A 12343-nucleotide genomic window follows, 5' to 3' on the forward strand; every position below is an offset into this window, starting at 1 on the left:
AGCTCACTGGTCTAAATAAGGGTTCCTGCGGCGAAGATGTAACGGGGCTCAAGACGTGCACCGAAGCTTAGGGTGTGATCTTTGATCACGCGGTAGCGGAGCGTTCCGTAAGCCTGTGAAGTGGAAGGGTAACCGACCATGGAGGTATCGGAAGTGCGAATGCAGACATGAGTAGCGATAAAGAGGGTGAGATGCCCTCTCGCCGAAAGACCAAGGGTTCCTGCGCAAGGCTAATCCGCGCAGGGTGAGCCGGCCCCTAAGACGAGCCCGAAGGGGGTAGTCGATGGGAACCACGTTAATATTCGTGGGCCTGGTGGTGTGTGACGGATCTCGTGAGTTGTCAGTCCTTAACGGATTGGACTGGCTTCGAAGAGGTCCCGGGAAATAGCCCCACCGTATAGACCGTACCCGAAACCGACACAGGTGGTCAGGTAGAGTATACCAAGGCGCTTGAGAGAAGTGTCCTGAAGGAACTCGGCAAATTGCCTCCGTACCTTCGGAAGAAGGAGGCCCTCATTCCGGGCAACCGGTATGAGGGGGCACAGGCCAGGGGGTAGCGACTGTTTAGCAAAAACACAGGGCTCTGCTAAGTCGGCTTCAAGACGACGTATAGGGCCTGACGCCTGCCCGGTGCCTGAAGGTTAAGTGGAGGAGTGCAAGCTCCGAAATGAAGCCCAGGTAAACGGCGGCCGTAACTATAACGGTCCTAAGGTAGCGAAATTCCTTGTCGGGTAAGTTCCGACCTGCACGAATGGCGTAACGACTTCCCCACTGTCTCCAGGACATGCTCAGCGAAATTGAATTCTCCGTGAAGATGCGGAGTACCCGCGGTTAGACGGAAAGACCCCGTGCACCTTTACTGCAGCTTCAGAGTGGCAGTGGAGAACAACTGTGTAGAATAGGTGGGAGGCTTTGAAGCACCGGCGCCAGCTGGTGTGGAGCCACCAAGTGAAATACCACCCTGTTGTTCTTTACTGTCTAACCTCGTACCGTCATCCGGTACAGGGACCCTCTGTGGCGGGTAGTTTGACTGGGGCGGTCGCCTCCCAAAGAGTAACGGAGGCGCGCGAAGGTTGGCTCAGGCCGGTTGGAAACCGGCTGTTAGAGTGCAATGGCATAAGCCAGCCTGACTGCGAGACTGACAAGTCGAGCAGAGACGAAAGTCGGTCATAGTGATCCGGTGGTCCCTCGTGGAAGGGCCATCGCTCAACGGATAAAAGGTACGCCGGGGATAACAGGCTGATAACCCCCAAGAGCTCATATCGACGGGGTTGTTTGGCACCTCGATGTCGGCTCATCACATCCTGGGGCTGGAGCAGGTCCCAAGGGTTTGGCTGTTCGCCAATTAAAGTGGTACGTGAGCTGGGTTCAGAACGTCGCGAGACAGTTTGGTCCCTATCTGCCGTGGGCGTCGAAATTTGAGAGGAGTTGACCCTAGTACGAGAGGACCGGGTTGAACATACCTCTGGTGTACCAGTCGTTCCGCCAGGAGCGCAGCTGGGTAGCTATGTATGGACGGGATAACCGCTGAAAGCATCTAAGCGGGAAGCCTCCCTCGAGATAAGATTTCATAGAGCGGTCGAAGACCACGACCTTGATAGATCGGATGTGGAAGCGCGGTAACGCGTGGAGCTAACCGATACTAATTGCTCTTTTCGCGCTTGAGAGTTTCACACCCCCATCGACAACCCTGGGTTGTCAGATAGCGGGTGGATGAATTTCCCAGCCTTATCGGTGCATCGATTTGAAACCCAATTTCCCGCACACCGGCTTCATTGCTTGGTGGCCATAGCGTCTGTGACCCACCCGATCCCATCCCGAACTCGGCCGTGAAACCAGACAGCGCCAATGGTACTATCGCTTAAGCGATGGAAGAGTAGGTCGCCGCCAGGCATTGAAGCCGGTGTACGGAAAATACCAAAACCCATTCACATTCGTCCCCCGTTCTGCCGATATCCTCGGCACCCAACTTTGGCGCGGGGTGGAGCAGCCCGGTAGCTCGTCAGGCTCATAACCTGAAGGCCGCAGGTTCAAATCCTGCCCCCGCAACCAACACACAAAAGCCCCGAAGCTAACGCTCCGGGGCTTTTGTGCGTCTATGATCACCGTCTTCGGCGGCCCACACTGAGTGATCAGGTCGGCGAACTCGCATGCGACCCGCTTGCTGAAGATCGACGTGTCGACCGGTTTGACGGCCGGCGCTAGAGACAGGGCATGGCGCTAGGAGAAGACCCTGCAATTCACCCCGAGGCTGCGATCGCGCCGGGGTATTTGGCCAATCATGCCGCGCGCGTGTTCAATCGGCTGGTCGATTCCCGCTTGCGTCCACACGGGCTTACCCTTGCCCTGCTCGGACCGATCCTGCTGCTGTCGTGGAAAGGGCCGATGCGACAGCGCGATCTTGTCGCCGATTCAGCCGTGAAGCAGCCGGCGATGGTGGCGCTGCTGGCGAAACTGGAGGCTCTGGCCCTAATCGCGCGCACGCCGAGCGCAGACGACCGGCGGGCTGCCCTGGTTTCGTTGACCGAACGGGGAATGGCGGCAGCTGCGCTGGGACGCGAGATCCTCCTCGACGCCAATGCGCTGGGCGTGGCGGCGCTTTCTCCCGAGGAGGCGCAGGCGTTGACGCGCCTCCTACAGCGGTTGATCGCCAATCTGGAAAGTGCGAGCGGAACATAATATCATGCATGATGTTTCTGCCTGCCGAACGAGTACATCATGCCGAACCGTATTCTCGTCACAGGTGCCAGCGTTGCCGGCGCCACCACGGCCTCGCGGCTGGCCCGTCATGGTTTCGATGTGGAGGTGGTTGAGAAAAGCGCCTGCTTCCTTGATGGCGGCCAGAATGTCGAGGTGCGCGGCGCCGGCCGCAAGGTGCTGCGCGCCATGGGACTGGAAGCGCGCGCGCTGGAACGCACCACGGGTGAACGCGGCACGGATTGGGTGAACGCGTAGGATCGGACGATCGCACGGTTCGAAGTGGCGGAAAAGGGCGAGGGGCCCAGCGCCGAGTTGGAAATCCGTCGCGGTGACATTGCCCGGCTGATCCACGAAGCTGCACAGGACCGCGCGACGTTCCGGTTCGGAGACACGATCGCCGCCGTGTCGCAGGATGGCGGCGGCGTCGACGTGACATTCGAGAGCGGGCGGCAGGGGCGCTATGATCTGGTGATCGTTGCGGAGGGCGTGGGATCATCGACGCGGGAAAGGGTTTTTCCCGGCGAGGCGCCATCCTGAAGCCTGGCCCGGACAACAAGCTGCACGTCTATATGGGCGTGCAGAAGAAGCCGGGGGAGGGGCAGCATTGGGACACCGCCCGGCAGAAGGCCTGGCTGCGCGAGCTGTTCGACCGCGAGGAATGGCTGTTCGGCCGTCTGCTCGACGGCATGGATGCGACGGAAGACTTCTACTTCGAAGTGCTGCACCAGCTGAAGATGGATCGCTGGTCGAACGGCCGCGTCATCCTGATCGGCGATGCCGCCTGATGCGCGACGCCGCTGTCGGGCATCGGCACCACGCTGGCGATCGTTGGCGGCTATGTGCTGGCGAACGAGCTGGCGGCGGCGCCGACTCTTGCCTCTGCCCTGTCGCGCTACGAACAAATCCTGCGGCCGTTCGTCAAGGAAGGACAGGGGGTTCCCAAGATCGTGCCGCGGCTGCTTTGGCCGCACAGCCGGGCGGAGATTTCGGTGATGCACGGTACCTTGCGCCTTGCCGCAACGCCCGCGCTGCGAAAGCTGTTCGCGGCGGCGCTGGTGCGCGATGCCGAGGAGGTGCGCCTGCCCGATTATGCAGCGGCCGGTGGAGGGGCCGCGCCACGGCCCAGCGATAAGGCGACGACGCGACGCTTGCGGGGGGCGTCGTACTGCTCGCGTCGCTCACCGTTCTGGGTTTGGCATGGACCAGGCGGCGGCGGGCGGCATAGGGCAGACGCCGCGGCCGGATCGGTGTGCAGCTACCGGCGGGCCGTCATGCGGCGGCACGCCTCGGCGGGACGAGCCGATCGGCGATCACTGCCGTCAATATGGTTTGCAGCAGGTGCAGTCCCAGTCGCTCGGCCGCCTTGGACGGGCCGGCCTTCTTCTCGCCTTCGGTGATGCCGAGCAGCGGCGCAATGCCGGCGATGTTCACCGCGTAGAGCCCGGCGCCATATGCGGCCCCGAGCAGCACAGCCGAGCTATCCGGCAGCGCGCGGCGCAGTTCGGCATAGCCGAGGCCGAACGCCGCCGAGGCACCCAGATGATTGCCGAATTCGACGAGGCTGGTGCCGAGATCGCCGATCGCCGCGCGGGAACCGGTGGTCCGATCGATCCAGTCGACCGCGTCGCGATCCAGGGTCTTGTGGAGGAGTCCGGTTTTGCGGCCGGCGATCATGACGCCCGTGGTCACCACCCCGGCGACAAGCCCGCCGAGCAAGGCTGCGGTTGCTGGCTTCATGCCGTGTTCCTTCCCGTCGCTAGCGCAGGCGCCGGGCGGCGCCCTTGCAAATTAAGTTCGCGCTGCCGTGCGGAGGCGGGCGCTCACCCAGTCGCTGGAAAACGTCGCGCTGGCGCGGGCGTTCCGGCAGCCCTCCGGCAGGAGCCTGCGGGCAATGCCTGCGCGCTGCGGGCCTTAGCCGGCGCGTTCACCGGGTTCGGCGGATGAACGCTCTCGGAGGAACGCGGCGTGCGAAGGCAGCGCCTCTACCCCGCGGCCGATTACCGCTCGCATCCGCTGCAGTGCAGGGCGCAGATCGGACTCCGGAATGCCGTTGGCGAGCGGATCATAGCCCTGCGGCACAAGGCCCTGGCCCAGCATCACGGCAACCCAGCTCGGCTCGCGGAACAATTCGCCGGGACCGAGCAGCAGGCGTCCGCAATGGGCGAAGATCGCCATGCGCTCGGCCAGGCTGTCGGGCACCGACATCGCCTGCACGGCGCGCCAGAAAGGCGTGTCGTCCCGAAGGGATTGCTTATAGTGAAGGATGACGAAGTCTCGGACTTCCTCCATCTCCGCCTGCATCAACCGATTGTAGCAATCGATCTCCGCCTGGACGAAGCCGCCGGCGGGGAACAGCGACATCAGCGTGACGACGCCGCGCTGGATCAGATGGATGCTGGTCGACTCCAGTGGCTCGACAAAGCCGCCCGCCAGCCCCAGCGCCACGACGTTCCGGTTCCACATCTTGCGACGCCGGCCTGTCGTGAACGACAGCGCGCGGGGCGCCGCCAACATCTGCCCGTCCAGACCGGCGACCAGTGCCTCCGTCGCCGCCGCTTCGTCGGTGAAGGCGCTGCTATACACATGGCCGTTGCCCACCCGGTGCTGCAGCGGAATCCGCCAGCGCCAGCCTGCGGCATCGGCAGTAGAACGCGTATACGGCAAAGGTGGGCCGGCCGGCGCGGTCGGCACCGCAAGCGCGCGGTCCATCGGCAGCCAGTGGCTCCAGTCTTCATAGCCGGTGTTCAGCGCCTGCTCGATCAGCAGGCCGCGAAAGCCGGTGCAGTCGATATAGAGATCGGCCCGCAGTGTTCGGCCGTCGGCGAGGTCCAGGCGATCGACATGCCCCGACAGTTGATCAAGCACCACCCGCGCAATCCGCCCCTCGACCGCCTCGACGCCCTGTTCCAGCGATCGCTCGCGCAGCAACGCGGCGTAGAGCGTCGCATCGAAATGCAGCGCATAGGACAGTTTCGACAATACGCTGCGCGGATCTTCGGTAGGCCGATCGAACTTGCCGGCCAGTGCCGCGCCGGTGTTGAGCGAATAGTCGGCCAGTGCTCCTTCGCGGGTGCGCAGCCAGTGATGGTGGAAGGCGACTCCGCCAAGGTCTGCGCCATAGCTGCCAAACGGATGAAAATAGCGGCTGCCTTGCCGCCCCCAATCGACAAATTCGATCCCCAGCTTGTAGGTGCCCTGGGTGCGCCGGAGGAGGTCGTCTTCATCGATTCCCAGCTGGGCATTGAGCTGCAGGATCGGTGGGATCGTCGCCTCGCCGACGCCGACGGTGCCAATTTCGGCCGACTCCACGAGAGTGACCTTCAGCGCGTCCGGCCCGAAATTGCGCGACAGGGTCGCCGCGGCCATCCACCCGGCCGTACCGCCGCCGGCGATCACGACGCTGGTAACCGGCTTGTCCTGCATGCTGCGTTCCCCACGGCGCATCCCCGCGCCGCCTACAGGATTGTCGGAAAAGAAGGGCAACTGCACGAATGCTCGCGCAGTTGCCCTCCAGGAGTGCGCCCTAACCGAGGAGGTACCCGGGCGCTGGGATCAGAACAGCGCGCGCAGCCGCACGGAGAAGCGCCGATCGTTGATCTGGTAGTTTCGCAGGTAGCGCGGCTCGCCCTGGTAGCTCTTGTTGACCGTATCGAGCAGGTTCTGCCCGTCGACCGTCACCGAGAATTGCTTGGTGATATCGTAGCTGAGCGACGCATCGAGCGTACCATAGGCCTTGAAGTAGATCGGCAGGCTGGCGGCGCCGACTTCCGAGATCGAGTCCAGATATTTGTCGCGCCAGTTATAGGCGACGCGGGCGTTGATTCCGTATTTGTCGTAGAGCGCGATCAGATTGTAGCTGTTGCGCGACAAGTTGATCAGAGGGACCGCGAACTGGGTCTGCGATCCGAGCGACCCCGAGGCGACCGTGCCAGCATCACTGTCTGCAAAGGTGTAGTTTGCCGAGATGCCGAGGCCCGACAGCGGCCCCGGCAGGAAGTCGAAGAACTTCTGGCCGCCGATTTCGAAGCCCTGCACCGAGCCCTTGGGAGTGTTGACTACGGCGCTGACGTTGAACTGCACCGTGCCGACGCCCGCAATGTCGCGCGACGTCAGGAAGCTGCGGCTGTCGATAATGTCGCGCAGATCCTTGCGGAAGACGGTGACGAACACATAGCCGGCGCGTTCGAAATACCATTCCAGCGCACCGTCGAACGAGGTCACCCGCTCCGGCCGCAAATTGGGGTTGCCCGAAACCGATCCCGATCCCTGATAGGGATTGGTCGTCGGGTTATAGGGTGCCGAGGCGTTGATCGGAGTCGGCGTGGCGCTTGCCCCGTCATAGACCGGTGACAGCGTGTAGCTGGGGTTGAGCTGGGTAAAGGTGGGCCGGAAGATGTTCTTCGAAAATGCGAAGCGCGCCTGGATCTGAGGCGTGATGCGGAGCCGCAGGTTCACGCTGGGCAGCCATTTCGAATAGTTGCGACCGCCTTCATAGGGCTCGACGATCGATGTGCTGGTGGGATTGGTGCCACCCGCCGTGCGATAGCTTAGCACCTCGAAGCCAGTGCCGGTCGCCTCCGTGCGGACATAGCGCAGGCCGATGTTTCCGTCGAACGTCATGCTGCCAATGTCGGTGCCGAACGCCGTGCGCAGATAGGCGGCGTAATCATGTTCCTTCACGCGGCTGGTGGTGGACTGCGCCGGGTTGTCGAGATCACCGAAGCCGACCGTCTGCCCGCTGATTTCCTTGACGTGCGCGGAGGCCGATTCCGGATGCTGGGCGTCATACAGGTTCCACTGCAGGATAGGCCCGAACACCGAACTGGACGCGGCACCGCGCAGCAGCGTAGCCTGGCCCGGATTGTTCTCGACGAATTCGGGGTGATCGGAAACGCGGTAGCAGTTCGCTGCCGTCGACCAGTTGGCGCAAGTGCCACCAATCGTCGTCCAGTTCCCAACGTTGGTCTCGCGGTTGATCGCGGTCTTGCCGCTATACCTGGCGCCTGCGGTGATTGACTTCAGGAAGCTCCCGTCATCGAATTCCCAAGTCAGGTCCAGCCGCGGGCTGTCGCCTTTGGCAGTGTTGCGGGTGCGCGTGGGCTGGATCGCGGTGAAGCCGTAGTTCGCCGGGTTGGCGAAGAAGTTGGACGGTTGTCCCGTCACCGGATCGATCGCCCCCTGGGTGGGGAACTCACCGCGATTGTCGAAGACATAATAATAGTTGCCGGTGAACACGCCCGGCGCGCCGCCGCTGGCGGCATAGGGCGTGATGGTGAGGTTCAGCGAGTCCTGATCCACCTTGGCGTCGATATGCTGATAGTCGAACACCAAGTGGAGATGGTCGCCGATGGACCATTTCAAGCCGCCGCTGATGTCCGTGGTACGGGTCGAGCGATTGGCGCCGTAGGTGATCGCCGCACCGGACGGATTGGCCAATGCGCCTGACGTGGCGACGCCGTTTTCGACCGTAAAGGTGCCGACCGGTGCCGCGCTCTCGTCGGTAGCGAAATAGGCAACGCCGGTGTCGCGGAACTTGTAGCTTGCGTTGAGCACCCGCGCATAGACTTCAACGTTGTCAGCCGGCTTCCACTGCAGCGCGCCGGAAACGCTGGTGCGCCTCCGATCGCCTTGCGCCACGTTGAAGCCGCCGCCCTTGGGAACCTGGACGTTCTGATTGGCATAGCCCGGCACCAGCGTGGACTGTACCGGCGCACCATCGGGCGACGGATTGGGGCCGTGCCACAGATAGGGCTCGATCTGATCCATGTCCTGCCGGAACGCCGATTTCTGATAGGAGCCGTTTAGCAGGAAGCCGATCTCGCCAATGCCGGTGTTCCAGCGATTGCTGTAGAGCGCGGAGGCGTTCCAGCCATTCTTCTTGGCAAGATCGTAGCGGGTGCCCGCGACGGTGGCAGAGATGATCCGGCCATTGGCGTCGAACGGCATGCGGGTGCGCAGATCGATCGTGCCGCCCAGCGAGCCTTCGATCATCTCCGCCGAGGGATTTTTGTACACGTCGACCCGGCTGAGCAGATCGGGCCCGACTTCTTCGAACGACAGGCCGACGCCGCCGTTGGCGGTGAAGATATCGTGGCCGTTCAGCTCCGTGCGGATGTTGCTCAGGCCGCGAATTGCGACCGTGCTGCCTTCGCCGAGGTTGCGCTGGATCTGGATGCCCGAGATGCGCTGCAGCGACTCCGCGACGTTGACGTCGGGGAAGCGGCCAATGTCCTGCGCGGTGATCGAATCGACGATCTGTTCGGCGTTCTGCTTCACCGCCTGGGCCGAAGCGAGGCTGGCACGCAGGCCGGTGACGACGATCTCGCCTTCCACGGCGGCCCGATCCGCCTCGGTGGCAGGCGCGGACGGTTCCTGGCTGTCCTGCGGCGTGGTCGTCTGGGCCGCTGCCGGCAGTGCGAGCGCCGCCGTGGTCATCGCCAGCACGGATGCCGTCGCAAAGATGTGTGTCGTACCCCTCATCGTCTTTCCCCTCCAGATAGCCGCCGTTTCTGCCGACCTTATAAATATGATGATAGCGCTACCTGCCGCATATGAAAATTGGAATTCATATGCGGCAACTAAAATTTTTTGGTTTTGATATTCTCCGAGGGAAAGCGGACCTGCACCTAGGGACGGCTGCCGCAGTGCCCCGTTGCACGCGCCGCGCTTTCGCGCGAGGGAGGGTGCACACGGCAAAGGAGGCACTATGGCGCGAACCGGGTCCAAGAAGACCTATTCCGCCCCGGCGATTGAAAAGGCGTTCGAAGTCATCGAGTTGCTGGCCGGTCGCCCCGAAGGCGCGCTGGTAAGTGAAATGGCGGCCGAGCTCGGCCGATCGGTGGGCGAACTGTTTCGCATCGTCGTCGTGATGGAGCAGCTGGGCTATCTCCGCCGATCGGAGGTGACCGACAAATATGCCGTGGCCTATAAGCTGCTCGACGTCGCGTTGCGTTCCACGCCGTCCCAGGATCTGATTCGCGCCGCGTTGCCAGAGATGCAGATGCTCGCGCGCGATACGGTGCAGTCCTGCCATCTGGTTGTCGCCAGTCGGGGACATGGCCTGGTGGTAGCGCGTGAGGAATCGCCGGCAAGTCGCGGATTCGCTTTGAAGGTGGGCGCGCAGATCGACCTGGTGCAGAGCTGCTCGGGCCAGGTGCTGCTCGCCTTTTCCAACCTGAACCTCACCGAGCGTATGGTGCGCGCGGCGGAAGAGGAGCGGGGCACCGCTGTTGACCGCAGTTGGCTGGCGGATCGGCTCGCGACCGTCCGGCGGCTCGGTTATGACAGCCGCAAGAGCCCGGTCACTTTCGGTGTCACCGATATCAGCTACCCGATCTTCGGCTTCGACCGGATCGTCGTCGCGGCGCTGACGATTCCCTTTCTCGCGTTGATCGACGGCTCACAGAAGATGGATCTTGAGGCGGCGCGCGAAAAGCTGCGCGCCGCTACGGCACGGATTTCCGATCGACTGGGGTACGAGCCGGAATAGACCGTGCGTGCAAACGTTCACATGCGCGATCTATTTTGCATTTGCGAAAACGCGGTGCTGCCGGATCACTCCAATAGGGCAGCACCATAAGCGGGCAGGGGCAGCGAACCATTGAAGCTAGCGCCGGCGATCGCATCGCGCTTGCGACCCGCAATGGATATGCGCACAGGCGATGTCGTGGTGTTGACGTAGAGCGTGCGGCCTTCGACGACACGGGCCAACACACCCTCCGGCGTTTCCGGCCCGCGCTCAATGCCGAGCGTCGAGTAGAGCGAGCGGACCAGCGGCGCGAGCAGCGCTTCCTGCGCCGCAGTGGCGAGGTAGATGGCGCGGCCCTTGCCATAGCGATTCAGGGTAATCGCCGGGCTCTTCTTGGGCGTGTTGTCGAAGCTGGCGAGCGTGGTGGCGCTGCTCGGCTCCAGCACTTCGTAATAGGGGTCGGTGCCGGTCAGCGTCTGTCCCTGGAAGCTGACCTTGAGCGGCGTCTCCGAACGGTAGAACTCGTTGGTGCGCAGGCCGAAGACATCGGTCAGTCCGCCGGGCAACGGTGTACCGAACCATTTACCGGTGGCATCGACCTTGGCCGAATAGCCGGTCATGATCACCGTCCCGCCCGCGGCGACATAGCGGCGCACCGCGGCGGTCATCTTCTCGTCGAGCAGATAAGCGGCCGGCAGCACGACCAGCTTGTAGGCGTCGATTGAGTCGTGGCCGATGTCGATCACCGCCGCATCGATATTGTCGCGGAAGAAAGGCGCATAACCGGCCTTGGCCTGTTCGGTATAATCGACCTTGAAATATTCCTTCATCGTGTTCGGGCCCTGAGGCGGGCTGGTCAGCCACATCGTGCCGAAGGAGTAGCCGATCGCCACCTGCGGCGCGCGGTAGCGTGGGAAGCCCAGGCCGCGCAGCTTCTGGAACTCGCGGGCGATAGTCGCGAACTCGTCGACCTTCCACGAGGGGCGATCGTCGTGGTCGATCAGGCCGAACAACGCCTGCTCCTCGCCGCCTAGATGCGAGTTGAACGTCCAGGCGAGGAAGGTCTGCGAATAATAGAGCAGCCCGAAATAGGCCCACATCCGCGAGCGGCCGGGCGTGCCGTAATAGCCACCGCCGCCGGCAGTGAATTCGTTGAACCAGACCGGCGTGTCGTGGCCGGCGCGATTCATCATCACTTCGAAACCGGCGCCGAGCGGATCGCCGGGATAGAAACCCTGCGCGCCATAGGTGGAAACCTCATCCCAGGAGCGCAGATAGTCGAAGCCCTTCGTCCAGGCGGTCGGCCAGAAATTGGAGGCGACGGGCAGGTTGGGGGCGTTGGCCTTGCGCGAGGCTTCGAGATCCTTGAGCGCGCTGATCGTGTCGTCGGACCAGTAGCGGCGCAGATCGAGGTTGCGCTCATTGGGGCCTGGGCCCTCGCCGTAGGGCAGATCGACTTCGTCCCAGCTGTTCACGCGCCGTGACCAGCGCTGCGTCGCCCAGGCTTTGTTGAGCGCCTCGATCGTCCCGTATTTCTTCTGAAGCCAGCCGACGAAGCGCTTCCGATCCGCCTCCGAATAGGACATGCGGCCGTTGCCGATCTCATTGTCGTAGCCCACCGCGATCACCGCCGGATGCTTGGCATAGCGCTGCAGCATCTTGTCGGCGAGGCGGCGGGCGAGCCGGCGATAGTCGGGATCGCTGATATTGTCCCAATAGCGCGAGGCTGCGTTGAGCCGCGTGCCCGCCTGGCTGACCAGATCGACGCCCGGATAGCGCTTGTGCAGCCAGATCGGCGCGGGCTGGCCGGGAATGTCGACGACCACACGGATGCCGGCCGCGTGCATCTGGTCGATAACCTTGTCGAACCATTCGAAGGTGAAGCGGCCCTCCTGCGGCTCGAACGAATCCCAAGAAAGGTCGCCCATGCGGACCATCGTGAAGCCCGCCGCCTTCATCACCGCGATGTCCTGGCGGATCTGCTCAGGGCTGCGATCGACCGGCTGATAGCAAGTGCCGACGAACAGATCTCCCTTGCCCGGCCAATCCGGGTGACCGGCGGCACTCTGGGCGAGAGCGGATACTGGCAGCGTTGTCACCGCAAGCGTGAGGGCAAGGCGCACGGCGAGTGTGCGCTTGGCGGGGCGATGGGTCATGGTCATCCGTCCGTCTAAA

9 protein-coding genes, 1 tRNA gene and 2 rRNA genes (1 of these 12 only partly in view) are annotated in these 12343 nt (G+C 63.0%); 8 read left to right on the forward strand and 4 right to left on the reverse strand.

Going from position 1 to position 12343, the window contains the following annotated elements; all coding sequences use genetic code 11:
- From ACNFJ7_RS01050 to ACNFJ7_RS01080, 7 genes are all read left to right on the forward strand, one after another.
- Positions 1 to 1666 (forward strand): 23S ribosomal RNA (locus ACNFJ7_RS01050) (it extends 1127 nt beyond the left edge of the window).
- 112 nt (positions 1667 to 1778) lie between these two features.
- Positions 1779 to 1893: ribosomal RNA gene (gene rrf, locus ACNFJ7_RS01055) — 5S ribosomal RNA — on the forward strand.
- 82 nt (positions 1894 to 1975) lie between these two features.
- Positions 1976 to 2052 (forward strand) — tRNA-Met (locus tag ACNFJ7_RS01060).
- Positions 2053 to 2292: 240 nt separating this feature from the next.
- Positions 2293 to 2679, forward strand: a complete 387-nt coding sequence (locus ACNFJ7_RS01065) for a MarR family winged helix-turn-helix transcriptional regulator (protein ID WP_236704425.1) — start codon at positions 2293 to 2295, stop codon at positions 2677 to 2679.
- A 39-nt stretch (positions 2680 to 2718) separates the two neighbouring features.
- Complete coding sequence (locus ACNFJ7_RS01070) at positions 2719 to 2955, forward strand: FAD-dependent monooxygenase (protein ID WP_026009310.1); 237 nt, start codon at positions 2719 to 2721, stop codon at positions 2953 to 2955.
- A 24-nt stretch (positions 2956 to 2979) separates the two neighbouring features.
- Positions 2980 to 3237 (forward strand): FAD-dependent oxidoreductase, encoded by a 258-nt coding sequence (locus ACNFJ7_RS01075; RefSeq protein ID WP_026009309.1) that lies wholly within the window; start codon positions 2980 to 2982, stop codon positions 3235 to 3237.
- Between the two features lie 38 nt (positions 3238 to 3275).
- A complete protein-coding gene (locus tag ACNFJ7_RS01080) occupies positions 3276 to 3485 on the forward strand; it encodes a hypothetical protein (RefSeq protein WP_173644868.1) in 210 nt (69 codons plus the stop codon).
- 484 nt (positions 3486 to 3969) lie between these two features.
- Here ACNFJ7_RS01080 and ACNFJ7_RS01085 read toward each other — a convergent pair whose 3' ends face one another.
- From ACNFJ7_RS01085 to ACNFJ7_RS01095, 3 genes are all read right to left on the reverse strand, one after another.
- A complete protein-coding gene (locus ACNFJ7_RS01085; protein ID WP_019370527.1) occupies positions 3970 to 4437 on the reverse strand; it encodes a hypothetical protein in 468 nt (155 codons plus the stop codon).
- 174 nt (positions 4438 to 4611) lie between these two features.
- Positions 4612 to 6123, reverse strand: coding sequence for a tryptophan halogenase family protein (locus ACNFJ7_RS01090; protein WP_037513934.1), 1512 nt, complete (start codon positions 6121 to 6123; stop codon positions 4612 to 4614).
- Between the two features lie 129 nt (positions 6124 to 6252).
- Positions 6253 to 9180, reverse strand: a complete 2928-nt coding sequence (locus ACNFJ7_RS01095; protein ID WP_037513923.1) for a TonB-dependent receptor — start codon at positions 9178 to 9180, stop codon at positions 6253 to 6255.
- Between the two features lie 226 nt (positions 9181 to 9406).
- Between ACNFJ7_RS01095 and ACNFJ7_RS01100 the strand changes: the two genes are divergently transcribed.
- Positions 9407 to 10189: an IclR family transcriptional regulator gene (locus tag ACNFJ7_RS01100; RefSeq protein ID WP_019370524.1), complete on the forward strand. Its 783-nt coding sequence runs from the start codon at positions 9407 to 9409 to the stop codon at positions 10187 to 10189.
- Between the two features lie 65 nt (positions 10190 to 10254).
- Here ACNFJ7_RS01100 and ACNFJ7_RS01105 read toward each other — a convergent pair whose 3' ends face one another.
- Complete coding sequence (locus tag ACNFJ7_RS01105; RefSeq protein ID WP_019370523.1) at positions 10255 to 12330, reverse strand: beta-galactosidase; 2076 nt, start codon at positions 12328 to 12330, stop codon at positions 10255 to 10257.
- Positions 12331 to 12343 lie beyond the last annotated feature (13 nt).

This window comes from Sphingomonas sp. HT-1 (assembly GCF_048568905.1).
GTDB lineage: Bacteria > Pseudomonadota > Alphaproteobacteria > Sphingomonadales > Sphingomonadaceae > Sphingomonas.